This window comes from Sphingobium sp. CECT 9361 (assembly GCF_918741285.1).
In the GTDB taxonomy this organism is placed as follows: domain Bacteria; phylum Pseudomonadota; class Alphaproteobacteria; order Sphingomonadales; family Sphingomonadaceae; genus Sphingobium.
In genome coordinates this window covers 45,828-67,070 of sequence record NZ_CAKKNC010000011.1, presented here as the reverse complement: position 1 = coordinate 67,070, position 21,243 = coordinate 45,828, and the positions used below count along the sequence as shown (strand labels likewise).

Genomic DNA, 21,243 nt, shown 5'->3' with positions numbered 1-21,243 from the left:
GCGGTCAACCCCAAAGCGGCGGGAATCTGCGATCATGCCCAATGGTGCGGTAATCGGTCCCTAATCGGCCCAGGCGGCATCCTCCAGATGGAGTTCGGCGGCGGGGCGGGTGCCCCAATCGTCGATCTTGGCGCGACCGGCAATCCATAAGCGGCGATCGCGCGGCGCGCCGAGAATCGCGCGGCCAAGGTCAGTTTCCGCCTGCCGGAAAGCAACGGTCTTGATTGATTTGCCATCGTCCCCGGCCACGATCGCACGAACATGGCCCGTACCGACGATATCGGCCTTGATAACGCGCACCGGCCCGGTGGCTATTCGCGGTGCGGGCCATCCAGTGCCATAGGGGCCGCCCTGTTCGATGGCCGCCACGAAATCGGGATTGACGCCGCCGGGGCTAAGCACCGCATCGATCAGCAGCGACTTGGATCCCATTGCCCGAGTCACATCTGCGGACAGGCGCGCGTCCAGAAACTCCGCCAGCGCTTCGACACCGCCTTTGGCGACCGTCAAGCCCGCGGCCATGGCATGTCCGCCTCCCGCGACCAGCAAGCCGCTGTCCTTGGCCGCCAGCACCGCCGCGCCCAGATCGACACCGCTGATCGATCGGCCCGACCCTTTGCCCACACCATGCTCGTCAACCGCGATGACGATCGCCGGGCGGCCAAGCTTTTCCTTAAGCCGTCCCGCGACAATGCCGATAACGCCGGGATGCCAGCCGTCTCCTGCGATCACGGCGACTGCGCGGTTGTGCTGCGTGGCGCTCAATGCTTCGGCCTGCGCCTGCACGTCGCCTTCGATGGCGCGGCGTTCCTCGTTCAGCCGGTCGAGTTCGATTGCGATCTCCCGCGCTTCATCGGGATCCTGCGTCGTCAGCAAACGAACGCCAAGGTCGGACTTACCGACACGCCCGCCAGCGTTGATGCGCGGCCCTAGTGCGAAGCCGAGATCGTGGCACAAAGGCGCACGCTTCAGGCGGCTGGCTTCCATGAGTGCGACGAGGCCGATGTTGCGCCCCTGCGCCATGACCTTGAGGCCTTGCGACACGAAGGCGCGGTTCAGGCCACGCAGTTGCGCCACATCCGCCACCGTGCCCAACGCTACGATATCGAGCAGGTCGATCAGACGAGGCTCAGGCCGCGCGGCAAACCAGTTCCGTGCCCGCAAGGCGCGGATCAGCGCCGCACCCAGCAGGAACGCGACTCCAACGGCAGCCAGATGACCGAACGCTGCACCTTCCACGCTTTCATCCAGCCGGTTGGGGTTGACCAGCGCATGGGCGAGGGGGAGGGCGCTGGCGCACTGGTGATGATCGACGACGATCACGTCCACGCCAGCCTCGCGCGCCATAGCCAGCGCTTCGAAAGCCTGCGCGCCGCAATCAACGGTCACGATCAGCGAAGAGCCTTCTGCGCCCAGCCGCACGAGCGCTTCACCCGATGGGCCATAGCCTTCCATCAGCCGGTCGGGAATATAGGCCCGCGCTGTCAAACCAAGATCGCGCAGCAGGCGTATCAGCAATGCCGCGCTGGTCGCGCCATCGACATCGTAATCGCCAAAGATAGTAACCTGCTCGCCCGACTGTACCGCATCGGCAATGCGCTCCGCCGCCCTATCCATATCCTGAAACAGGCTGGGATCGGGCATGAAAGCGCGGATGGTGGGTATGCGGTGCATCTCCACATCGTCCCGGTCGCAACCGCGCGCCAGCAGCAATTGCGTGACAAGATCGTCGGGCATGAACCCCGCGTCCCGCCCGTCCGTGCCATTGCCTCGCCAGTGCCAGGGCTGGCCGAGAATGGAGCGAGTGATATTCAGGGCGTTGGTCTTCATCGACCCGCCTTAGCGCCTGGCGGAGTCGAGCGGAAGGGGAGGGCGCTACTGCCGCTCAGGCACCGGCACATTGAAACCGTTCAGCGTCATCGACACCATGCAATAGAGCCCCACCAGATAGATGAGTTCATTGGCGCCATGTTGCCCGAAAAATTCGACGGCACGGCAATAGCAAGGCTCCGGCAAAATGCCGCCATTCACCAGTGCATAGGCCACATCATAGGCGCAGCCTTCGCTTTCGGAGAGATCGGTCGGGCGACATCCGGCCACCAGTGTTGAGAGGCGGGCGTCGGTCATCCCATTTTTTTCGGCAACGGCGATATGGGCGTAGACTTCATACGCGGCATCGAAATGCGCACCGACCACCAGAATGGCGATTTGTCGCTCTGCATCGGGCAGGGTGGCCTGCGCCGTCATCACCTTCGTTAGGTTCCATACTGCCGCGCCGATTTGCGGTTCGTGCAACCATGCGTTCCAGGGGCCGATCAGCGCGCCGTCGTCGGTAATGGTTTTGAATGCGTTGAAATTGGACGCGATACCCTTCTTCATATCTTCATAAAGCGGGGCCTGATCGGGGGTAAGATCAGCCGGGGGAATGAGGGGAAGGCGCATGGGGCCGCTCCTTGTGGTGAATATGATCGACCTAACAATCGTCGGCTTCCGATGTTGCGCCACGCTACAACATGACGGAAATTTAACCTGAGGGCGGCGCGACGCTCTCACATAATGGCGCTGTTGACCCTTTGAGTGCGCCCGCGTATAGGGCGCGCCTGTCCGACGGCCTTTCGGGGGAAGATTCGATTCTTCGCTCGTTATTCGTGGGCTGAAAATACAGAGCTGAACATTGCCGGATGCTCTTGCGGCTCCAGGGGTCTTGTGACCGCCGGGGCCATTGTTGTTGGATAGTCTTTCAGATTTTCCGGAACGATACGCATGAGGCAGGTCGGCAGAGTAACTTTGAAAAGGTGAAGGGCTTCATGCCAACGATTAACCAATTGGTCCGCAAGGGCCGCGATCCGCAGAAGGCCAAGTCAAAGGTCCCTGCAATGGATGCGAACCCGCAAAAGCGCGGCGTTTGCACCCGCGTTTACACAACGACCCCGAAGAAGCCGAACTCGGCGCTTCGTAAGGTGGCCAAGGTTCGCCTGGTCAACCAGCGCGAAGTCATCACGTACATCCCCGGTGAAGGCCATAACCTTCAGGAGCACAGCGTTGTTCTGATCCGCGGTGGCCGTGTGCGAGATCTTCCCGGTGTGCGTTACCACGTACTGCGCGGCGTCCTCGATACACAGGGTGTCAAGGATCGTAAGCAGAGCCGTTCGAAGTACGGCGCGAAGCGTCCTAAGTAAGGGAGACTGAAAACATGTCACGTCGTCGTCGCCCAGAAAAGCGCATCATCCTTCCTGATCCCAAGTACGGAGATCAGATCCTTTCCAAGTTCATGAACAGTGTCATGGAAGACGGCAAGAAAGCCGTCGCCGAAGGCATCGTCTATGGCGCGCTGGAAACCGTCGAGGCGAAAGCCAAGAAGGATCCCATCGCAATGTTCCATGACGCATTGAACAATGTGAAGCCCGGTATCGAAGTTCGCAGCCGCCGCGTCGGTGGTGCGACCTATCAGGTTCCTGTCGAAGTCCGCCCCGAGCGTGCTCAGGCACTTGCGATCCGCTGGCTCATCACGGCCGCGCGCAACCGCAGCGAAACCACGATGGCCGCGCGCCTTTCGGGTGAGCTGCTGGATGCCGCGAACAACCGTGGCAATGCCGTGAAGAAGCGTGAAGACACGCACCGGATGGCCGAAGCCAACCGCGCCTTCTCGCATTACCGCTGGTAATACCTATATAGAAAGCCGGGCGTAGCCATGCGCGACGCCCGGCTTTCCCTATTCTTAATTTCCAACCGCCGCTCATCGGCAACGGAGTGAACCATCATGGCCCGCAGCCATCCGCTCGACAAGTATCGCAACATCGGCATCATGGCGCACATCGACGCCGGTAAAACGACGACGACCGAGCGTATCCTGTATTACACCGGCAAGTCCTACAAGATCGGCGAAGTCCATGACGGCGCCGCGACGATGGACTGGATGGAGCAGGAGCAGGAGCGCGGGATCACGATCACGTCCGCTGCAACGACATGCTTCTGGGACGATCACCGCATCAACATCATCGACACCCCCGGCCACGTCGACTTCACGATTGAAGTCGAGCGTTCGCTCCGCGTGCTCGATGGTGCAGTAGCCTGCTTCGATGGCGTTGCCGGCGTTGAGCCGCAGTCCGAAACCGTGTGGCGTCAGGCTGAGAAGTATCACGTGCCTCGCATGTGCTTCGTCAACAAGCTTGACCGTACCGGCGCGAACTTCGAACGCTGCGTTGAAATGATCAAGGATCGTCTGGGCGCCCGCCCGATGGTTCTCTATCTGCCGATCGGTATCGAAGGTGGCTTTAAGGGCCTCGTCGATCTCGTGCGCAATCGTGCGATCATCTGGCAGGACGAAAGCCTCGGCGCGAAGTTCGACTACGCCGAAATCCCCGACGATCTGAAGGATGCCGCGGCGACTGCCCGCTCCGAGCTGATCGAAATGGCCGTCGAGCAGGACGACGACGTCATGGAAGCGTATCTGGAAGGCAATGAGCCTGACGCGGCAACCCTGACGCGCCTCATCCGTAAGGGTACGCTGAACTTCTCGTTCGTGCCTGTGCTCTGCGGTTCGGCGTTCAAGAACAAGGGCGTTCAGCCTTTGCTCGACGCCGTGGTCGACTATCTGCCCAGCCCGCTGGACATCAAGGACGTCGAAGGCCTCAAGCTGGACGGCGTTACGCCGGACACGCGTCCGCCTTCGGATGAAGCGCCGTTCTCGGCACTTGCGTTCAAGATCATGAACGATCCTTTCGTCGGCACGCTGACCTTCGCCCGCATCTATTCGGGCAAGCTGGAAACCGCTTCCTCCGTCACCAACTCGGTGAAGGACAAGAAGGAAAAGGTTGGCCGTATGCTTCTGATGCATGCCAACAGCCGTGAAGACATTCAGGAAGCATTCGCTGGCGACATCGTCGCTCTCGCGGGCCTGAAGGAAACCACGACGGGTGACACGCTCTGCGCATCCAACGCGCCGATCATTCTGGAACGCATGGAATTCCCTGAGCCGGTTATCGAACTGTCGGTGGAACCCAAGACCAAGGCCGACCAGGAAAAGATGGGCGTCGCGCTCAATCGTCTTGCGCGCGAAGATCCGTCGTTCCGCGTGTCTTCGGACAACGAAAGCGGCCAGACGATCATCAAGGGCATGGGTGAGCTTCACCTCGAAATTCTCGTCGATCGTATGAAGCGCGAATTCAAGGTCGAAGCCAACGTCGGCGCGCCGCAGGTGGCCTATCGCGAATATCTCGCGAAGAAGGTCGACATCGACTACACGCATAAGAAGCAGTCGGGCGGTTCGGGTCAGTTCGGTCGTATCAAGTTCACGGTCGAGCCGGGCGAACGCGGTCAGGGCGTCATCTTCAAGGATGAAATCAAGGGCGGTAATATTCCCAAGGAATATATCCCGTCGGTCGAAAAGGGTATTCGCGAAATCGCGGCGACCGGTTCGCTCATCGGCTTCCCGATCATCGATTTCACCGCGGTTCTGTATGACGGCGCCTACCATGACGTCGACTCGTCGGCACTGGCGTTTGAAATCTGCGCACGCGGCGCAATGCGCGAAGCGGCACAGAAGTCGGGCATCAAGCTGCTCGAACCGATCATGAAGGTCGAAGTCGTTACCCCGGAAGATTATCTGGGTGACGTCATCGGTGACATGAACAGCCGTCGCGGTCAGATCCAGGGCACCGACAGCCGGGGCAATGCACAGGTCGTCGAAGCCATGGTGCCGCTGGCTAACATGTTCGGTTATGTGAACCAGCTCCGCTCGTTCACGCAGGGCCGTGCACAGTACAGCATGCAGTTCTCGCATTATGAAGAAGTGCCGCAGAACGTCGCAGACGAAGTCAAGGCGAAGCTCGCCTGATAAAATTGCCCCTTCGATCCCAAAAACGGGGTCGTCGGGGCTGGCAATATGTAAATATGCTGCTATGGACGCGCCTTCGCACTAAGGGGGCGGGCGCGCACCCAAGCGGTCAGACCAAGCTATTTGGACAAGAAGGTAGAGAGAAATGGCGAAAGCTAAGTTTGAGCGGACGAAGCCGCACTGCAACATCGGCACCATCGGTCACGTTGACCATGGCAAGACCTCGCTGACCGCAGCGATCACGAAGGTGCTGGCCGAAACCGGCGGCGCTACGTTCACCAGCTACGACAACATCGACAAGGCGCCTGAAGAGCGCGAGCGCGGCATCACCATTTCGACCGCACACGTCGAATATGAAACGGAAGCACGCCACTACGCACACGTCGATTGCCCGGGCCACGCTGACTATGTGAAGAACATGATCACCGGTGCGGCACAGATGGACGGCGCGATCCTCGTCGTTTCGGCTACCGACGGCCCGATGCCCCAGACTCGTGAGCACATCCTGCTCGCTCGGCAGGTTGGCGTTCCTCAGCTCGTCGTGTTCATGAACAAGGTTGACCTTGTTGACGACGCAGAAATTCTGGAACTGGTTGAACTCGAAATCCGCGAACTGCTCAGCAGCTACGATTTCGATGGCGACAACATCCCCATCATCCCCGGTTCGGCTGTTGCCGCTCTGCAGGACAAGACGCCTGAAATCGGCCATGACGCCGTTCTCAAGCTGATGGCTGCTGTCGATAGCTGGATCCCGCAGCCGGAACGTCCGGTTGACAAGCCCTTCCTGATGCCGATCGAAGACGTGTTCTCGATCTCGGGTCGTGGTACGGTTGTTACCGGCCGCGTTGAAACCGGCATCGTCAAGGTTGGCGAAGAAGTCGAAATCGTCGGCATCAAGGACACCCGCAAGACCGTCGTCACCGGCGTCGAAATGTTCCGCAAGCTGCTCGACGAAGGTCGTGCAGGCGACAACATCGGTGCACTGGTTCGCGGCGTTGGCCGTGAAGACGTTGAGCGTGGTCAGGTTCTCTGCAAGCCCGGCACGATCAAGCCGCACACTGACTTCGACGCGGAAATCTACGTTCTGTCGAAGGAAGAAGGCGGTCGTCACACCCCGTTCTTTGCGAACTATCGTCCGCAGTTCTACTTCCGCACGACCGACGTCACCGGCGAAGTTGTTCTCCCCGAAGGCACCGAAATGGTGATGCCGGGCGACAACGTGAAGCTGGGCGTAAAGCTCATCGCGCCGATCGCGATGGACGCTGGTCTGCGCTTCGCAATCCGTGAAGGCGGTCGTACCGTCGGCGCAGGGGTTGTCGGAACGATTACGAAGTAATATAGGCAGCGAGCCGCACGGTCCTGGTGATTCGTGCGGCTCCTGATTTCATCGCCTCGGACCGGTCCTCGCCGGCTAATTTAGCTAGAGGATCAACTGGGGCGATTTTGTTTTTGGCTCTTTCGCATCGGTACAACGGACATGGATACGCAGAATATTCGCATTCGCCTGAAGGCATTTGACCATCGTGTTTTGGATCAGGCCACTGGTGACATTGCCGATACCGCGCGCCGTACGGGTGCGTTGATCCGCGGTCCCATTCCGTTGCCGACGCGCATCGAGAAGTTCACGGTGAACCGTGGTCCGCACGTCGACAAGAAGTCGCGTGAACAGTTCGAGGTTCGCACTTACAAGCGTATGCTTGACATTGTGCAGCCGACGCCGCAAACGGTCGACGCGCTGATGAAGCTCGATTTGGCTGCCGGCGTGAACGTCGAGATTAAGCTCGCTTAATAGCGGTTAGGGATACCGCGCAGCTTTTGCTGCGGTCCTGGTCCCCCGTCGCTTCCGCTTTGGTGGAAGCATCCAACCCGGACGGGGTGATCGATACATTTTGGGTTGGCCCCACAGGATGGTTCCTGCGGGGTCTTTTCGTTGGATACGCCCGTCAATTTCGGCGGGCCTCTATTGGGAGTATGGATCATGCGCACTGGCGTGATCGCGAAAAAAGTGGGGATGACCCGCCTGTTCCAGGATGATGGCCGCCATGTGCCCGTCACCGTTCTGGCGCTTGAAGGCAATCAGGTTATCGCTCGCCGCGAAACAGATCGTGACGGCTACATCGCTGTTCAGCTTGGCGCTGGCGTCGCCAAGGCTAAGAATGTTGCCAAGCCGCAGCGCGGCCACTTCGCCAAGGCGGAAGTTGAGCCCAAGGCAAAGGTTTACGAATTCCGGGTCGCCGAGGATGCACTCCTCGACGTCGGTTCGGAAATCGCCGCAGACCATTTCATCGCGGGTCAGCTCGTTGATGTCAGCGGTCACACGCAGGGCAAGGGCTTTGCCGGCGCGATGAAGCGTTGGGGTTTCGGCGGTATGCGCGCAACCCACGGTGTTTCGATCTCGCATCGTGCCCATGGTTCGACGGGTAACCGTCAGGATCCAGGCCGCGTGTTCAAGAACAAGAAGATGGCTGGCCACATGGGCGACCGTGAACGCACCCAGCAGAATCTGGAAATCGTGCGTACGGACGTTGAGCGCGGCCTTTTGTTCGTCAAGGGCAGCGTTCCGGGCGCCAAGGGCACCTGGCTCACCGTCAAGGATGCCGTCAAGGTTCCCCGTCACGCTGACGTGCCTTATCCTGCCAGCCTGAAGGAAAAGGGTGTTGTCCACGAAGAGGACGATACTTTGCCCGGCATGGTTCCGGCCGCCGCAACCCATGAAATCGCACCGCTTCCCGGTGACGACGAAGTGGCTGCCGGTGTCGCCGCTTCGGACGCACAGGTGAACGAAGAGGGTGTCAACGAGCCCATCAACGCAACCCCGGCTGAAGGCGATGACGCCACCGGCTCGCAAGACAAGGAGGGCTAAACCATGAAGATCAAGGTACAGACCCTCGAAGCGACAGCCGCTGGCGATATCGAACTGAACGACGACGTATTCGGCCTTGAGCCGCGCGCCGACATTCTGCATCGCGTTGTCACCTGGCAGCTTGAAAAGCGCCGCGGTACGGCTCGTGGAGCGCGTGAGCGTTCGGACGTGTCGCGCACCGGCAAGAAGTTCGGTCGCCAGAAGGGCGGCGGTACGGCTCGCCACGGCGATCGCGCAGCACCGATCTTCATCGGCGGTGGTAAGGCTCATGGTCCCCGCGTCCGTGACTTCAATCCTTCGCTGAACAAGAAGGTCCGCGCGCTCGGCCTGAAGATGGCGCTGTCGTCGAAGGCGAAAGCCGGAACGCTGACCGTCATCGACAATCTCGACGTCAAGGACGGCAAGACGCAGGAACTGGCAGGCAAGCTTGCTGGTCTCGGCCTCGGCAAGGCACTGTTCATCGACGGTGACGCGATCAACATCAGCTTCGCCCGCGCTTCGTCCAATCTGGTCGGCGTCAATGTGCTCCCCGCCGTGGGTGCCAATGTCTACGACATTCTTCGTGCCGACTCGCTCGTGCTGACGCGCGCTGCAGTCGAAAAGCTGGAGGCCCGTTTCAATGGCTAAAAAGCCCGAAAAGACCGTCGACAACCGTCACTATGACGTCGTCGTCGCGCCGCACATCACCGAAAAGGCGACGTTGCTGTCCGAAAACAACGCTGTTGTTTTCAAGGTCGCCAACGACGCATCCAAGCCGGAGATCAAGGCTGCCATCGAAGCGCTGTTCGGCGTGACGGTTAAGGCCGTGAACACCATTGTCCAAAAGGGCAAGGTGAAGCGCTGGAAGGGCAAGCCCTACAAGCGTTCCGATTTCAAGAAGGCGATCGTCACGCTGGCCGAAGGCCAGTCCATTGACGTCACCACCGGTATTTGAGGCGGGATAGATGGCACTCAAGCATTATAATCCGACCAGCCCCGCACGCCGCGGCCTGATCCTTGTCGATCGGTCTGCACTGCACAAGGGCAAGCCCGTCAAGGCGCTTACCGAAGGTAAGAACAAGACCGGCGGCCGCAATAACAAGGGCCATGTGACCTCGCGCGGTATCGCCGGCGGTCACAAGCAGCGCTATCGCATCATCGACTTCAAGCGTCGCAAGTGGGACGTCGAAGGCACGGTAGAGCGTCTGGAATATGACCCCAACCGCACCGCGTTCATCGCGCTGGTCAACTATCCCGATGGTGAGCAGGCCTATATCCTGGCTCCCCAGCGTCTTGCGCCGGGTGACAAGGTGATCGCCGCGAAGAAGACCGACGTTAAGCCGGGCAATGCGATGGAACTGGGCCAGATGCCGGTCGGCACGATTTTCCACAATGTGGAAATGAAGCCGGGCAAGGGCGGTCAGCTCGCACGTTCCGCTGGCACTTATGCTCAGCTCGTTGGTCGTGACCGCGGCATGGTCATGGTCCGCCTGAACTCGGGTGAACAGCGCTACATCCGTGCGGAATGCATGGGCACCGTTGGCGCCGTTTCGAACCCCGACAACGGCAACACCAATCTTGCCAAGGCCGGTCGTAACCGCTGGCTCGGCAAGCGTCCGCTGACACGCGGCGTTGCAAAGAACCCGGTCGACCATCCGCATGGTGGTGGTGAAGGCCGGACCTCTGGTGGCCGTCATCCGGTCACGCCGTGGGGCAAGCCGACCAAGGGTGCACGCACCCGCAACAACAAGTCGACCGATAATATGATTATCCGGTCACGTCACGCCAAGAAGAAGAGGTAAGCGATGGCTCGTTCCGTCTGGAAAGGTCCGTTCGTGGACCTCAGCCTTCTGAAGAAGGCAGAAACCGCACAGGAAACGAATGCGCGCACACCGATCAAGACCTGGTCGCGCCGCTCCACGATCCTGCCGCAGTTCGTTGGCCTGACGTTCAACGTCTACAATGGCCGCAAGCACGTTCCCGTTTCGGTGAACGAGGAAATGGTTGGTCACAAGCTGGGTGAATTCGCGCCGACGCGCTACTTCCCCGGTCATGCTGCCGACAAGAAGGGCAAGCGCTAATGGGCAAGGAAAAGTCCCCCCGTCGGGTTGCCGACAATGAGGCTCTGGCAGTCGGCACGACCATTCGTGGTTCGGCGCAGAAGCTGAACCTCGTTGCCGCTCTCATCCGCGGTCGCAAGGTCGAGGACGCGATGAACGTCCTGGCTTTCTCGAAGAAGGCAATGGCTGTTGATGTTCGCAAGGTTCTGGCTTCGGCCATCGCCAATGCGGAAAACAACCATAACCTCGACGTCGATGCACTGGTCGTCACCGAAGCATCGGTCGGCAAGGCGCTGACGATGAAGCGGTTCCACACCCGCGGTCGTGGCAAGTCCACCCGCATCCTGAAGCCGTTCAGCCGGGTACGCATCGTCGTCCGCGAACAGGCAGAAGAGGCAGAGGCGTAAGTCATGGGTCATAAGAGCAATCCGATCGGTCTGCGTCTTCAGATCAACCGCACCTGGGACAGCCGCTGGTACGCCGAAGGCGCGGACTATGGCCGTCTCCTGATGGAAGACATCAAGATCCGCACGTTCATCTTCAAGACGCTGCCACAGGCTGCGATCTCGAAGGTGGTTATCGAGCGTCCGGCCAAGCTGTGCCGCGTTTCGATCTACGCTGCGCGTCCCGGTGTCATCATCGGTAAGAAGGGTGCCGACATCGAGAAGCTTCGCAAGAAGCTGGGCGAGTTCACCACTTCCGACGTCAGCCTGAACATCGTCGAGATCCGCAAGCCGGAAGTCGACAGCCGTTTGGTCGCACAGGGCGTTGCCGATCAGCTTGAGCGTCGTATCGCATTCCGTCGTGCCATGAAGCGCGCGGTTCAGTCGGCGCTGCGTCTGGGTGCCGAAGGCATCAAGATCACCTGCGGCGGTCGTCTTGGCGGCGCGGAAATCGCGCGCGTCGAATGGTATCGTGAAGGTCGCGTTCCCTTGCACACGCTGCGCGGTAACGTGGGCTATGCCGAAGCGACGGCACACACCGCTTATGGCGTGTGCGGCGTGAAGGTATGGATCTTCAAGGGCGAAATCCTGGGCCACGACCCGATGGCAACGGACCGGCTCATGCTGGAGGCTCAGACCTCCGGCGTGCGCCCGGCCCGATAAGGACAAGGTAGAGCATCATGCTGCAACCGAAGAAAACCAAGTTTCGCAAGGCTTTCAAGGGCCGGATCAAGGGCGAGGCCAAGGGTGGCACCGACTTGAACTTTGGCTCCTATGGCCTCAAAGCGATGGAACCCGATCGTCTGACCGCGCGTCAGATCGAAGCGGCCCGTCGTGCGATCACACGTCACATTCGCCGTCAGGGCCGTTTGTGGATCCGCATCTTCCCGGACGTTCCCGTGTCGAAGAAGCCCGCTGAAGTCCGTCAGGGCAAGGGCAAGGGTTCGATCGAATATTGGGCAGCACGGGTTAAGCCGGGCCGCATCCTGTTCGAGCTGGACGGTGTACCCGGCCCGCTGGCCGCCGAAGCTTTCTCGCGCGCTGCGATGAAGCTGCCGATCAAGACCAAGGTCGTTGCCCGTCTGGGTGACACCTCGCATCTGGGAGCCTGAGGACATGGCAAACGTAGCTGACCTCAAGACCAAGTCCGACGATGAGCTTTCGACCGAGCTTGGCAACCTGAAGCGTGAGCAGTTCAACCTGCGCTTTCAGGCCGCAACGAACCAGCTCGAAAAGCCGAGCCGGGTAAAGGAAGTCCGTCGGTCGATCGCACAGATCAAGACGTTGCAGGGCGAGCGCACCCGCGCCGCTCCTGCCAAGTAAGGAAGGAACGCATCATGCCCAAGCGCGTGCTCACGGGAACGATCGTTTCCGACAAGACCGACAAGACGGTAGTGGTCCTCGTGGAGCGCAAGGTTAAGCACCCGCTCTATGGCAAGATCATCCGCCGCTCGAAGAAGTATCACGCTCACGACGAAGTGAACGCCTATCACGAAGGTGAAACGGTTCGCATCGAGGAGACAGCGCCGATCTCGAAGCTCAAGACCTGGAAGGTCATCGAGCGGGTGGATACGCACAAGTCGCCCGAAGCCGCGTCCTGAGCTGACACAAACACGGAACTCCCGAGGTAAGGCTTAGGCCAAGCCCCGGAAAGCCAAGTAAGAAGGAACCGGATCCATGATCCAGATGCAGTCAAATCTTGAGGTGGCCGATAACTCGGGCGCCAAGCGCGTCCAGTGCATCAAGGTGCTTGGCGGCTCGAAGCGGCGCTTTGCGAGCGTAGGCGACATCATCGTCGTCTCCGTGAAGGAAGCGCAGCCCAAGGGTCGCGTTAAGAAAGGTGACGTGCACCGTGCCGTCATCGTGCGTACCGCCAAGGACATCCGCCGTGCAGACGGTTCGGTGATCCGTTTCGACGGTAACGCCGCCGTTCTGGTGAACAAGAACGAGGAGCCCATCGGCACCCGTATCTTTGGCCCGGTGGTCCGTGAGCTGCGTGCGCGCAAGCACATGAAGATCATCTCGCTGGCTCCGGAGGTGCTGTAATGAGCGCCGCACGCATCAAGAAGGGCGACAAGGTCGTCGTGCTCGCAGGCAAGGACAAGGGCCGTACCGGTACTGTCCTGCAGATGTTCCCGAAGGACGACAAGGTCCTGGTGGAAGGCATCAACGTGCACGCACGTCACCGCAAGCCTGACCAGGCGAACCCGCAAGGCGGCATCGACCGCAAGCCGGCTCCGCTGCACATTTCCAACGTCGCGATTGCCGGTCCGGATAACAAGCCGACCCGTATTCGCTTCGAAACCAAGGACGGCAAGAAGGTCCGCGTGGCCGTGAAGTCCGGGGAGACGATCGATGGCTGATGAAAAGTACATTCCTCGGATGAAGTCGCAATATGACGAGACGATCGTCAAGGCGATGACCGAGAAGTTCGGCTACAAGAACCACATGGAAGTTCCGAAGATCGAAAAGATCGTTCTGAACATGGGTGTGGGCGAAGCGACGCAGGACAAGAAGAAGGTCACTGCGGCTGCTGAGGAAATGGAACTGATTGCTGGCCAGAAGCCGGTCATCACGAAGGCCAAGAAGTCGATCGCTCAGTTCAAGCTGCGCGAAGGCATGCCGATCGGTGCGAAGGTAACGCTTCGTCGCGAACGCATGTACGAATTTCTTGATCGCGTGATCACCGTCGCCATGCCCCGCATTCGCGATTTCCGTGGTCTGAATCCGAAGTCTTTCGATGGCCGTGGCAACTACGCCTTCGGGATCAAGGAACAGATCATTTTCCCGGAAATCAACTATGACCGCATCGATAAGGTGCGCGGCATGGACATCATCGTCACCACGACCGCGAAGACGGACGACGAAGCGCGCGAGCTGCTGCGCTTGTTCGGTTTCCCGTTCCCGGTTGAAGAGGCAAAGCAGGCCGCGTGAGCGGACCTGCCAGAGAAAGGAAGAGAACTTAAGTCATGGCGAAACTGAGTTCCATCAATAAGAACGAACGGCGCAAGAAGCTGGTGAAGAAGTATGCTGGCAAATATGCCCGGCTGAAGGCGATTGCCGCCGACACCAACGCTGATGACGGCGAGCGTCTTATCGCGCGTTTGAAGATGGCTGAAATCCCCCGTAACGGGAATCCCACGCGGATTCGTAACCGTTGCGAAGTGACCGGCCGTCCCCGTGCATATTATCGCAAGTTCCGGCTCTGCCGTATTCAGCTGCGCGATCTGGCCAACAAGGGCCTGATCCCCGGCGTCACCAAGTCGAGCTGGTAAGGATATCAACTCATGGCATTGACCGATCCACTGGGTGATATGCTCACCCGCATCCGCAACGGCCAGCAGGCGAAGAAGGACAGCGTTATGTCCCCGGCGTCGAAGCTGCGTGCGCGCGTTCTCGACGTGCTGCAGCGTGAAGGCTATATCCGCGGTTATTCCGAAGAAGACCTGGGCAAGCACCCCGGCCTGCGCATCGAACTGAAATATTTCGAAGGCCAGCCCGCGATCAAGCATGTTGCCCGCGTCTCGAAGCCTGGCCGCCGGGTCTATTCCGGCTCGAAGGACCTTCCGGTCGTTCGTAACGGCCTGGGCATCACCATCGTTTCTACGCCGCGTGGCGTTCTGTCGGACGCTGAAGCGCGCGAACAGAATGTCGGTGGCGAAGTGCTGGCGGAGGTATTCTGATGAGCCGCATCGGTAAAAAACCGGTCGCGATCCCTTCGGGGGTGACTGCGACGATCGAGGGCAAGCAGCTCTCGGTGAAGGGCCCCAAGGGTACCCTCGCCATGCCGCTGCGCGACGAAATCAGCTACACGGTCGAAGCCGACGGCATTTCGGTGCAGCCGGCCAACAAGACCAAGGCTGCTCGCGCATTCTGGGGTATGCAGCGTACGCTGGTGCAGAACCTGGTGACAGGCGTCACCGAGGGCTTCACCAAGCAGTTGCTGATCACCGGTGTCGGCTACCGCGCCAACTCGCAGGGTAAGAACCTGAAGTTGCAGCTCGGCTACAGCCATGACGTCGATTTCGCGATCCCTGAGGGCATCACGATTGCGACGCCGGACAACACCACGATCAACATCAGTGGCAACGACAAGCAGCAGGTCGGCCAGGTCGCCGCTGAAATCCGCCGCTGGCGCAAGCCGGAGCCTTACAAGGGCAAGGGCATCAAATATGCGGGCGAGTTCATCTTCCGCAAAGAAGGCAAGAAGAAGTAAGCCATGGCGAAACTCTCTCTCTTCGATCGGCGCCGTCAGCGCGTCCGTACCGCTCTCAAGGCACGCTCGGGTCAAAACCCGCGTCCGCGCCTGTCCATCCACCGTTCGGGTCGGCATATCTATGCCCAGATCATCGACGACGCACAGGGCAAGACCCTCGCTTCGGCTTCGACTCTGGACAAGGACGTCGGCGCCAAGGCGCTGGGCAAGACTGGCGCAACTGCCGAAGCGGCTGCCGAAGTCGGCAAGCGCGTGGCGGCTGCCGCAACCAAGGCAGGCGTGACCAAGGTCGTGTTCGACCGTGGAGGCTTCCTGTTTCATGGCCGCGTCAAGGCGCTGGCCGATGCCGCTCGTGAAGGCGGTCTGGAGTTCTGATGATGGCAGACGAAAACAACATTGCAGCAGCCGCTCCGGCTGTGGATGCGCCTGAAGCGGCACCGACCGAAAATCGCGGCCCGCGCCGTGGTCGCAGCGGCCCCGGTGGCGGCAACAATCGTGGCGGCAACGACCGCAACCGTGGCGGTCGTCGTGACGATCGCCGTGGCGGCAACCGCGACGAAGATCAGGGCGAAGAACTGATCGAGAAGCTGGTGCACATCAACCGCGTTTCGAAGACCGTGAAGGGCGGCAAGCGCTTCGGCTTTGCTGCACTCGTCGTGGTCGGCGATGGCAAGGGCCGTGCAGGCTTCGGTCATGGCAAGGCACGCGAAGTGCCTGAAGCGATCAGCAAGGCGACCGCCGCTGCCAAGAAGGCAATGGTCCGCGTTCCCCTGAAGGAAGGCCGCACGCTGCATCACGATGGTCTCGGCCATTTCGGTGCCGGCAACGTGACTGTCCGTTCGGCACCTGCCGGTACGGGTATCATCGCCGGTGGCCCGATGCGCGCCGTGTTCGAAAGCCTGGGCGTTGCCGACGTGGTGACGAAGTCCAACGGCACGTCGAACCCGTACAACATGATCCGCGCCACGTTCGAGGCGCTGGGCGAACAGACCAGCCCCAAGTCGGTGGCGCAGCGTCGCGGTAAGAAGGTCGCCGACCTTCTGCGTCGTGGCGGAGCCAGTGCCGAAGTGGCGCAGGCTGACGCCGAAGCGATTGCGGAGTAAGCGATATGGCAAAGTCCGAAAAGAAGTCGACCATCAAGATCAAGCAGATCGGTTCGCCGATCCGCCGCCCCGCGGCACAGCGGCAGATCCTGATCGGCCTCGGCCTGAACAAGATGCACCGTGTGGTGGAACTGAACGACAGCGCGGAAATCCGTGGCATGATCGCGAAGCTGCCGCACATGGTGGAAATCCTGGAAGGCTAAAAGCCCTCCCGGTTCAGTGAAAATCAAGCGGGAGAGGGGGAAACCCCTCTTTCGTGTTTTTCACTACTGGCGTTTTACAATTGGATAGCGTAGCGGACCGCTCCTCTATCCCGTTCCGATTTTGGAACAGCGCGACAAAAGCGAAAGCGAGTGCACGACATGACTTTTAAGCTGAACGACATCAAGGACAACGAAGGCGCTCGCAAGGGCCGTATGCGCGTCGGACGCGGCATCGGTTCGGGCAAGGGCAAGACCGCCGGTCGCGGTCAAAAGGGTGCCAAGGCACGCTCGGGCGTTGCGATCAACGGCTTCGAGGGTGGCCAGATGCCGCTCCACATGCGTATTCCTAAGCGCGGCTTCAACAACATCTTCGCCAAGGATTTCGCGACCGTGAACCTGGGCGCCGTTCAGAAGGCAATCGACGCAGGCAAGCTCGATGCGAAGGCTGTCGTCGATCAGGCCGCTCTGCGCGCTGCCAACATCTCGCGCGGTGGCAAGCATGGCGTTCGCCTGCTCGCCAAGGGCGAACTGACAACCAAGGGATTGAGCTTCTCGGTTGCTGGTGCATCTGCCTCGGCTGTTGCCGCTGTCGAACAGGCTGGTGGTAAGGTTGAAGTGCTCGAAACCGTCTCGGCTGCTGAAAAGGCGAAGGCCAAGAAGGGCACGACGCTCGCCGCCGCCAAGGCTGCAGGCAAGAAGTGATCGCCCGCAAGGGTTGAATGCATGACCCCGCTGCCCGATAATGGGTTGGCGGGGTTATCCATTTCTAGCCTTTGTCCCTCCATGCGTATCGGCTGCACATGCTGGCTGTGTCGGATGAAGGATGACAGGCATAGTCTCCCCCGCTAAGGGATTTGCGAGTCCGGTCCCCATAACAGGACCGCCGCACAAGATTTGAAGGTTTGAAAAGCGCATGGCATCGAGAGCCGACCAGCTTGCATCGAATATCAGCTTCGCCAAGTTCAGCCAGGCGACTGATCTCAAGAAGCGCCTGTGGTTTACCGTAGGCGCTCTGATCGTGTTCCGCTTCCTGAGCTTCGTGCCGCTGCCGGGTGTCGACCCGACCGTGCTGGCGCAGCTCTACAAGCAGACGCAGGGCGGCATTCTCGATATCTTCAACACCTTTTCGGGTGGTTCGCTCCAGCGCATGAGCCTCATCGCGCTCGGCGTCATGCCCTACATCACCGCCTCCATCGTAGTGCAGTTGTCCGCCTCCCTCTCGCCCCAACTGGCGGCGATCAAGAAGGAAGGCGAAAGCGGCCGCAAGAAGCTCAACCAATATACGCGCTACGGCACCGTTGGCCTGACCGCAGTACAGGGCTATTTCATCGCCGTCGGCCTCGAAAGCTTCGGCGCGCAGGCTGGTCAGCAGGCAGTCGTCGATCCGGGCATGTTGTTCCGCGTTGCGGCTGTCATCTCGCTGATCGGCGGCACTATGTTCCTGATGTGGCTGGGTGAACAGATCACGAGCCGCGGCATCGGCAACGGCACCTCGCTCATCATCATGGCGGGCATCGTCGCTCAGCTTCCCGTAACGCTCGGCAATCTGTTCGCGTCGGGCCGCGAAGGGTCTATCTCCGGTCTGCTCATCATGGGCGTGATCATATTGTGCCTTGGTCTTATAGCCTTCATCTGTTTCATGGAGCGCGCCCAGCGCCGCGTTCTGATCCAGTATCCCAAGCGGCAAACCCGTCAGGGCATCATGCAGGCGGATCGCAGCCATCTGCCGCTCAAGGTCAACACCGCAGGCGTCATCCCGCCGATCTTCGCCTCATCGCTGCTGCTCATGCCGCTGACCATCTCGCAATTCGCTGGGCAGACCGTTGCCGGCGAAAGCAAGATGGGCGACTTCGTCCTGACGCTGAACCAGTATCTGTCGCATGGCAGCCCGCTCTATATGGGCCTGTACGGTCTGGGCATCGTGTTCTTCTGCTTCTTCTACACCGCGATTGTCTTCAATCCGGAAGAAACGGCGGACAATCTGAAGCGCAACGGCGGCTTCATTCCCGGCATCCGTCCGGGCAAGAATACCGAAATATACCTTGATTACGTTCTCACACGTATCACTGTCATCGGTGCAGCTTATCTGGCGATCATTTGCCTCATCCCCGAATTCCTGATCGCGCGCGCGGGCATTCCCTTCTACCTTGGTGGGACTAGCCTGTTGATCGTGGTCAACGTAACGGTAGACACCGTGACCCAGATTCAAAGCCACCTGCTCGCCCATCAATATGGCGATCTGATCAAGAAGGCGAAGCTCAAGGGCCGCATCCGCTAAACAACCAGCGGAGCAATCGCCAAATAACAGGGGAGACGTGCGCGCATGAACATCATTCTGCTTGGCCCACCGGGCGCCGGCAAAGGCACTCAAGCAACCCTGCTGGTCGACAGCCGGGGTATGGTGCAGCTCTCCACGGGCGACATGCTGCGCGCCGCCGTCAAGGCTGGCTCACCGACAGGCGTGAAAGCGAAGGCCGTGATGGACGCTGGCCAGCTTGTATCCGATGAGATCGTGTCCGGCATTATTGGCGAAGCGCTTGATGGACTGGCACCCGAAACCGGCGTCATCTTCGACGGTTACCCCCGCACCGCCGCACAGGCGGAATCGCTGGACGAAATCCTTTCGACGCGCGGCCGCACGCTCCACCATGTCATTGAACTGGAAGTCGATGAGGATGCGCTCGTCGAACGCATCACCGGCCGCTTCACCTGCGCCAATTGTGGTGAAGGCTATCACGACACGTTCAAGCAGCCCAAGGCTGAGGGCGTGTGCGACAAGTGCGGCAGCACGGACTTCAAACGTCGTCCCGACGATAACGAGGAAACCGTCCGCACCCGCATGACCGAGTATCGCGCCAAAACCGCGCCGATCCTCCCAATCTACGAAGCGCGCGGCATCGTGAGCCGCGTTGATGGCATGGCCGACATGGCGGACGTCTCCACAGCAATTGCAGCGGTGCTGGACGGCAAATAGTGGTTCCCCCTCTTCCCCTGAGGGGAGAGGGGCTGTACGGCCCACCGCATTGCGCAATATCTCTGCTCCGGCACCCTGAACCCCGCCGAAACCACGTGCCTCCCGCACATTTACTGATACAGTCGCGCAACGAAATATGGCCCGAATCGAATTGGGCTTTACGGGTCGGCACTGGTATCACCATATGGGGAGAGCAAGATGGCCGTTTCAGATCATGTCGACCTGCCAACATTTATCGAAGGCGTAAGGAAGCGTAACCCTGGGCAGGACGAGTTCGTTCAGGCCGTGCAGGAAGTCGCCGAGGATATTTACGACTTCATCGCCGACAAAGAACAATATCATCACTATCAGATCCTCCGCCGCATTGCGGAGCCGGACCGGATCGTGTCCTTCCGCGTCTGCTGGGAAGACGACAACCACAATATCCGCGTCAACCGGGGCTGGCGCGTTCAGAACAATAACAGCATCGGCCCGTACAAGGGCGGCATCCGCTTTCACCCTTCGGTCACCGAAAGCGTCCTCAAATTCCTCGCCTTCGAACAGACGTTCAAAAATGCACTCACCGGCCTCCCCATGGGTGGCGGCAAGGGCGGCGCGAATTTCAACCCGAAGGGCAAGAGCGACCATGAAGTCATGCGCTTCTGTCAGAGCTTCATGACCGAACTTTATCGTCATGTCGGCGCCGACATCGACGTGCCTGCAGGCGACATCGGCGTGGGCGCGCGCGAAATCGGCTATATGTTCGGGCAGTATAAGCGGATCACCAATCAGTTTACCGGCGTGTTGACCGGCAAAGGTCTCGAATATGGTGGCTCGCTGATCCGCACCGAGGCAACCGGCTATGGCGCGGTCTATTTCCTCGCCAACATGCTCAAAACCAAGGGGCAGGATCTGAGCGGCAAGACGGCGGTCATCTCCGGCTCCGGCAACGTCGCGACCCATGCCGCCGAAAAGGTCGTGCAACTGGGCGGCAAGGTGCTGACCTTGTCGGATAGCCAAGGCTTCATCCACGATCCCGATGGCATCACGCAGGAAAAGATCAACTGGGTCAAGGCCCACAAGACCAAGCGTCGCGGACGCATCGCGGATTACGTAACCGAATATCCTGGCGCGACGTTCGTCGAGGGCAAGACGCCTTGGGGCGTCCCCTGCGATGTCGCACTTCCCTGCGCGACCCAGAACGAATTGCTGGGTGAGGACGCCAAGATGCTGGTCGACAATGGCTGCATGGCCGTTGCCGAAGGCGCGAACATGCCGACCAATCTGGCCGGTGTGCATGTGTTCAAGGACGCGAAAATCCTGTTCGCACCGGGCAAGGCCGCCAATGCAGGCGGCGTCGCCGTCTCCGGCCTCGAAATGAGCCAGAACAGCGAACGCCGGTCGTGGAAGGAATCGGAACTGCAACAGCTTCTGCTCGACATCATGGAAGGCATCCACAGCAGTTGCGTTGCCTATGGCGATCAGGGCGGCGCCTACATCGACTATGTGAAGGGCGCGAACATCGCCGGTTTCAAGAAAGTCGCCGATGCCATGCTGGCCTATGGCGTCGTCTGATCGAATGAGGCG

30 protein-coding genes are annotated in these 21,243 nt (G+C 60.1%); 28 read left to right on the top strand and 2 right to left on the bottom strand.

Going from position 1 to position 21,243, the window contains the following annotated elements; all coding sequences use genetic code 11:
* Positions 1-60: 60 nt before the first annotated feature.
* The gene (gene recJ, locus LQ220_RS15620; protein WP_230189105.1) at positions 61-1,830 is read right to left on the bottom strand and encodes a single-stranded-DNA-specific exonuclease RecJ; all 1,770 of its coding nucleotides are present in this window, start codon (positions 1,828-1,830) and stop codon (positions 61-63) included.
* A gap of 45 nt (positions 1,831-1,875) precedes the next feature.
* Positions 1,876-2,442, bottom strand: coding sequence for a carboxymuconolactone decarboxylase family protein (locus LQ220_RS15615; protein ID WP_230189104.1), 567 nt, complete (start codon positions 2,440-2,442; stop codon positions 1,876-1,878).
* Positions 2,443-2,807: 365 nt separating this feature from the next.
* Between LQ220_RS15615 and rpsL the strand changes: the two genes are divergently transcribed.
* From rpsL to gdhA, 28 genes are all read left to right on the top strand, one after another.
* Positions 2,808-3,179, top strand: coding sequence for a 30S ribosomal protein S12 (gene rpsL / locus LQ220_RS15610; protein WP_007707915.1), 372 nt, complete (start codon positions 2,808-2,810; stop codon positions 3,177-3,179).
* A 14-nt stretch (positions 3,180-3,193) separates the two neighbouring features.
* Complete coding sequence (gene rpsG / locus LQ220_RS15605; RefSeq protein WP_127691108.1) at positions 3,194-3,664, top strand: 30S ribosomal protein S7; 471 nt, start codon at positions 3,194-3,196, stop codon at positions 3,662-3,664.
* A 96-nt stretch (positions 3,665-3,760) separates the two neighbouring features.
* Positions 3,761-5,836 carry an elongation factor G gene (gene fusA / locus LQ220_RS15600; RefSeq protein ID WP_230189103.1) on the top strand — a complete coding sequence of 692 codons (2,076 nt, stop codon included), beginning with the start codon at positions 3,761-3,763 and terminating at the stop codon, positions 5,834-5,836.
* A 145-nt stretch (positions 5,837-5,981) separates the two neighbouring features.
* The gene (tuf, locus tag LQ220_RS15595) at positions 5,982-7,172 is read left to right on the top strand and encodes an elongation factor Tu (protein WP_230189102.1); all 1,191 of its coding nucleotides are present in this window, start codon (positions 5,982-5,984) and stop codon (positions 7,170-7,172) included.
* 141 nt (positions 7,173-7,313) lie between these two features.
* The gene (gene rpsJ / locus LQ220_RS15590; RefSeq protein ID WP_104953163.1) at positions 7,314-7,625 is read left to right on the top strand and encodes a 30S ribosomal protein S10; all 312 of its coding nucleotides are present in this window, start codon (positions 7,314-7,316) and stop codon (positions 7,623-7,625) included.
* Positions 7,626-7,814: 189 nt separating this feature from the next.
* The gene (rplC, locus tag LQ220_RS15585) at positions 7,815-8,699 is read left to right on the top strand and encodes a 50S ribosomal protein L3 (RefSeq protein WP_230189101.1); all 885 of its coding nucleotides are present in this window, start codon (positions 7,815-7,817) and stop codon (positions 8,697-8,699) included.
* Positions 8,700-8,702: 3 nt separating this feature from the next.
* Positions 8,703-9,326 carry a 50S ribosomal protein L4 gene (gene rplD, locus LQ220_RS15580; RefSeq protein ID WP_230189100.1) on the top strand — a complete coding sequence of 208 codons (624 nt, stop codon included), beginning with the start codon at positions 8,703-8,705 and terminating at the stop codon, positions 9,324-9,326.
* Entirely contained in the window at positions 9,319-9,633 is a 315-nt protein-coding gene (locus tag LQ220_RS15575; protein ID WP_230189099.1) for a 50S ribosomal protein L23, read from the top strand. Before rplD ends, LQ220_RS15575 begins: the two co-directional genes overlap by 8 nt.
* 10 nt (positions 9,634-9,643) lie before the next feature.
* Positions 9,644-10,480 carry a 50S ribosomal protein L2 gene (gene rplB, locus LQ220_RS15570; RefSeq protein WP_230189098.1) on the top strand — a complete coding sequence of 279 codons (837 nt, stop codon included), beginning with the start codon at positions 9,644-9,646 and terminating at the stop codon, positions 10,478-10,480.
* Between the two features lie 3 nt (positions 10,481-10,483).
* On the top strand, positions 10,484-10,759 hold the full coding sequence (rpsS, locus tag LQ220_RS15565) for a 30S ribosomal protein S19 (protein ID WP_230189097.1): 276 nt from the start codon (positions 10,484-10,486) through the stop codon (positions 10,757-10,759).
* Positions 10,759-11,145 (top strand): 50S ribosomal protein L22, encoded by a 387-nt coding sequence (gene rplV / locus LQ220_RS15560; protein WP_230189096.1) that lies wholly within the window; start codon positions 10,759-10,761, stop codon positions 11,143-11,145. The genes rpsS and rplV overlap by 1 nt, the downstream gene beginning before the upstream one ends.
* Before the next feature lie 3 nt (positions 11,146-11,148).
* Complete coding sequence (rpsC, locus tag LQ220_RS15555; RefSeq protein WP_230189095.1) at positions 11,149-11,844, top strand: 30S ribosomal protein S3; 696 nt, start codon at positions 11,149-11,151, stop codon at positions 11,842-11,844.
* A 17-nt stretch (positions 11,845-11,861) separates the two neighbouring features.
* Positions 11,862-12,293: a 50S ribosomal protein L16 gene (gene rplP, locus LQ220_RS15550; RefSeq protein WP_230189094.1), complete on the top strand. Its 432-nt coding sequence runs from the start codon at positions 11,862-11,864 to the stop codon at positions 12,291-12,293.
* Positions 12,294-12,297: 4 nt separating this feature from the next.
* Positions 12,298-12,504, top strand: a complete 207-nt coding sequence (gene rpmC / locus LQ220_RS15545) for a 50S ribosomal protein L29 (protein WP_230189093.1) — start codon at positions 12,298-12,300, stop codon at positions 12,502-12,504.
* A 14-nt stretch (positions 12,505-12,518) separates the two neighbouring features.
* Positions 12,519-12,782, top strand: coding sequence for a 30S ribosomal protein S17 (gene rpsQ / locus LQ220_RS15540; RefSeq protein ID WP_230189092.1), 264 nt, complete (start codon positions 12,519-12,521; stop codon positions 12,780-12,782).
* Between the two features lie 76 nt (positions 12,783-12,858).
* A complete protein-coding gene (gene rplN / locus LQ220_RS15535; protein WP_230189091.1) occupies positions 12,859-13,227 on the top strand; it encodes a 50S ribosomal protein L14 in 369 nt (122 codons plus the stop codon).
* Positions 13,227-13,544 (top strand): 50S ribosomal protein L24, encoded by a 318-nt coding sequence (rplX, locus tag LQ220_RS15530; protein WP_230189090.1) that lies wholly within the window; start codon positions 13,227-13,229, stop codon positions 13,542-13,544. The genes rplN and rplX overlap by 1 nt, the downstream gene beginning before the upstream one ends.
* The gene (gene rplE / locus LQ220_RS15525) at positions 13,537-14,115 is read left to right on the top strand and encodes a 50S ribosomal protein L5 (RefSeq protein ID WP_230189089.1); all 579 of its coding nucleotides are present in this window, start codon (positions 13,537-13,539) and stop codon (positions 14,113-14,115) included. Before rplX ends, rplE begins: the two co-directional genes overlap by 8 nt.
* Positions 14,116-14,150: 35 nt before the next feature.
* Positions 14,151-14,456, top strand: coding sequence for a 30S ribosomal protein S14 (gene rpsN / locus LQ220_RS15520; RefSeq protein WP_230189088.1), 306 nt, complete (start codon positions 14,151-14,153; stop codon positions 14,454-14,456).
* 12 nt (positions 14,457-14,468) lie between these two features.
* Positions 14,469-14,864, top strand: a complete 396-nt coding sequence (gene rpsH / locus LQ220_RS15515) for a 30S ribosomal protein S8 (protein ID WP_230189087.1) — start codon at positions 14,469-14,471, stop codon at positions 14,862-14,864.
* Complete coding sequence (gene rplF, locus LQ220_RS15510; protein WP_230189086.1) at positions 14,864-15,397, top strand: 50S ribosomal protein L6; 534 nt, start codon at positions 14,864-14,866, stop codon at positions 15,395-15,397. Before rpsH ends, rplF begins: the two co-directional genes overlap by 1 nt.
* 3 nt (positions 15,398-15,400) lie before the next feature.
* On the top strand, positions 15,401-15,772 hold the full coding sequence (rplR, locus tag LQ220_RS15505; RefSeq protein ID WP_230189085.1) for a 50S ribosomal protein L18: 372 nt from the start codon (positions 15,401-15,403) through the stop codon (positions 15,770-15,772).
* 2 nt (positions 15,773-15,774) lie between these two features.
* The gene (gene rpsE / locus LQ220_RS15500) at positions 15,775-16,500 is read left to right on the top strand and encodes a 30S ribosomal protein S5 (RefSeq protein WP_230189162.1); all 726 of its coding nucleotides are present in this window, start codon (positions 15,775-15,777) and stop codon (positions 16,498-16,500) included.
* A 5-nt stretch (positions 16,501-16,505) separates the two neighbouring features.
* Positions 16,506-16,703: a 50S ribosomal protein L30 gene (rpmD, locus tag LQ220_RS15495; RefSeq protein WP_230189084.1), complete on the top strand. Its 198-nt coding sequence runs from the start codon at positions 16,506-16,508 to the stop codon at positions 16,701-16,703.
* Between the two features lie 159 nt (positions 16,704-16,862).
* Positions 16,863-17,405 carry a 50S ribosomal protein L15 gene (gene rplO, locus LQ220_RS15490; RefSeq protein WP_230189083.1) on the top strand — a complete coding sequence of 181 codons (543 nt, stop codon included), beginning with the start codon at positions 16,863-16,865 and terminating at the stop codon, positions 17,403-17,405.
* 211 nt (positions 17,406-17,616) lie between these two features.
* Positions 17,617-18,981: a preprotein translocase subunit SecY gene (gene secY, locus LQ220_RS15485; protein WP_230189082.1), complete on the top strand. Its 1,365-nt coding sequence runs from the start codon at positions 17,617-17,619 to the stop codon at positions 18,979-18,981.
* 45 nt (positions 18,982-19,026) lie between these two features.
* Positions 19,027-19,677, top strand: a complete 651-nt coding sequence (locus LQ220_RS15480) for an adenylate kinase (protein WP_230189081.1) — start codon at positions 19,027-19,029, stop codon at positions 19,675-19,677.
* A gap of 198 nt (positions 19,678-19,875) precedes the next feature.
* Positions 19,876-21,231, top strand: a complete 1,356-nt coding sequence (gene gdhA, locus LQ220_RS15475; RefSeq protein WP_230189080.1) for an NADP-specific glutamate dehydrogenase — start codon at positions 19,876-19,878, stop codon at positions 21,229-21,231.
* Positions 21,232-21,243 lie beyond the last annotated feature (12 nt).

What these genes read in the sequence shown, in the direction of transcription:
- recJ (WP_230189105.1), bottom strand. Translation starts at nt 1,830, where the DNA reads ATGAAGACCAACGCCCTGAATATCACTCGCTCCATTCTCGGCCAGCCC.
- LQ220_RS15615 (WP_230189104.1), bottom strand. Translation starts at nt 2,442, where the DNA reads ATGCGCCTTCCCCTCATTCCCCCGGCTGATCTTACCCCCGATCAGGCC.
- rpsL (WP_007707915.1), top strand. Translation starts at nt 2,808, where the DNA reads ATGCCAACGATTAACCAATTGGTCCGCAAGGGCCGCGATCCGCAGAAG.
- rpsG (WP_127691108.1), top strand. Translation starts at nt 3,194, where the DNA reads ATGTCACGTCGTCGTCGCCCAGAAAAGCGCATCATCCTTCCTGATCCC.
- fusA (WP_230189103.1), top strand. Translation starts at nt 3,761, where the DNA reads ATGGCCCGCAGCCATCCGCTCGACAAGTATCGCAACATCGGCATCATG.
- tuf (WP_230189102.1), top strand. Translation starts at nt 5,982, where the DNA reads ATGGCGAAAGCTAAGTTTGAGCGGACGAAGCCGCACTGCAACATCGGC.
- rpsJ (WP_104953163.1), top strand. Translation starts at nt 7,314, where the DNA reads ATGGATACGCAGAATATTCGCATTCGCCTGAAGGCATTTGACCATCGT.
- rplC (WP_230189101.1), top strand. Translation starts at nt 7,815, where the DNA reads ATGCGCACTGGCGTGATCGCGAAAAAAGTGGGGATGACCCGCCTGTTC.
- rplD (WP_230189100.1), top strand. Translation starts at nt 8,703, where the DNA reads ATGAAGATCAAGGTACAGACCCTCGAAGCGACAGCCGCTGGCGATATC.
- LQ220_RS15575 (WP_230189099.1), top strand. Translation starts at nt 9,319, where the DNA reads ATGGCTAAAAAGCCCGAAAAGACCGTCGACAACCGTCACTATGACGTC.
- rplB (WP_230189098.1), top strand. Translation starts at nt 9,644, where the DNA reads ATGGCACTCAAGCATTATAATCCGACCAGCCCCGCACGCCGCGGCCTG.
- rpsS (WP_230189097.1), top strand. Translation starts at nt 10,484, where the DNA reads ATGGCTCGTTCCGTCTGGAAAGGTCCGTTCGTGGACCTCAGCCTTCTG.
- rplV (WP_230189096.1), top strand. Translation starts at nt 10,759, where the DNA reads ATGGGCAAGGAAAAGTCCCCCCGTCGGGTTGCCGACAATGAGGCTCTG.
- rpsC (WP_230189095.1), top strand. Translation starts at nt 11,149, where the DNA reads ATGGGTCATAAGAGCAATCCGATCGGTCTGCGTCTTCAGATCAACCGC.
- rplP (WP_230189094.1), top strand. Translation starts at nt 11,862, where the DNA reads ATGCTGCAACCGAAGAAAACCAAGTTTCGCAAGGCTTTCAAGGGCCGG.
- rpmC (WP_230189093.1), top strand. Translation starts at nt 12,298, where the DNA reads ATGGCAAACGTAGCTGACCTCAAGACCAAGTCCGACGATGAGCTTTCG.
- rpsQ (WP_230189092.1), top strand. Translation starts at nt 12,519, where the DNA reads ATGCCCAAGCGCGTGCTCACGGGAACGATCGTTTCCGACAAGACCGAC.
- rplN (WP_230189091.1), top strand. Translation starts at nt 12,859, where the DNA reads ATGATCCAGATGCAGTCAAATCTTGAGGTGGCCGATAACTCGGGCGCC.
- rplX (WP_230189090.1), top strand. Translation starts at nt 13,227, where the DNA reads ATGAGCGCCGCACGCATCAAGAAGGGCGACAAGGTCGTCGTGCTCGCA.
- rplE (WP_230189089.1), top strand. Translation starts at nt 13,537, where the DNA reads ATGGCTGATGAAAAGTACATTCCTCGGATGAAGTCGCAATATGACGAG.
- rpsN (WP_230189088.1), top strand. Translation starts at nt 14,151, where the DNA reads ATGGCGAAACTGAGTTCCATCAATAAGAACGAACGGCGCAAGAAGCTG.
- rpsH (WP_230189087.1), top strand. Translation starts at nt 14,469, where the DNA reads ATGGCATTGACCGATCCACTGGGTGATATGCTCACCCGCATCCGCAAC.
- rplF (WP_230189086.1), top strand. Translation starts at nt 14,864, where the DNA reads ATGAGCCGCATCGGTAAAAAACCGGTCGCGATCCCTTCGGGGGTGACT.
- rplR (WP_230189085.1), top strand. Translation starts at nt 15,401, where the DNA reads ATGGCGAAACTCTCTCTCTTCGATCGGCGCCGTCAGCGCGTCCGTACC.
- rpsE (WP_230189162.1), top strand. Translation starts at nt 15,775, where the DNA reads ATGGCAGACGAAAACAACATTGCAGCAGCCGCTCCGGCTGTGGATGCG.
- rpmD (WP_230189084.1), top strand. Translation starts at nt 16,506, where the DNA reads ATGGCAAAGTCCGAAAAGAAGTCGACCATCAAGATCAAGCAGATCGGT.
- rplO (WP_230189083.1), top strand. Translation starts at nt 16,863, where the DNA reads ATGACTTTTAAGCTGAACGACATCAAGGACAACGAAGGCGCTCGCAAG.
- secY (WP_230189082.1), top strand. Translation starts at nt 17,617, where the DNA reads ATGGCATCGAGAGCCGACCAGCTTGCATCGAATATCAGCTTCGCCAAG.
- LQ220_RS15480 (WP_230189081.1), top strand. Translation starts at nt 19,027, where the DNA reads ATGAACATCATTCTGCTTGGCCCACCGGGCGCCGGCAAAGGCACTCAA.
- gdhA (WP_230189080.1), top strand. Translation starts at nt 19,876, where the DNA reads ATGGCCGTTTCAGATCATGTCGACCTGCCAACATTTATCGAAGGCGTA.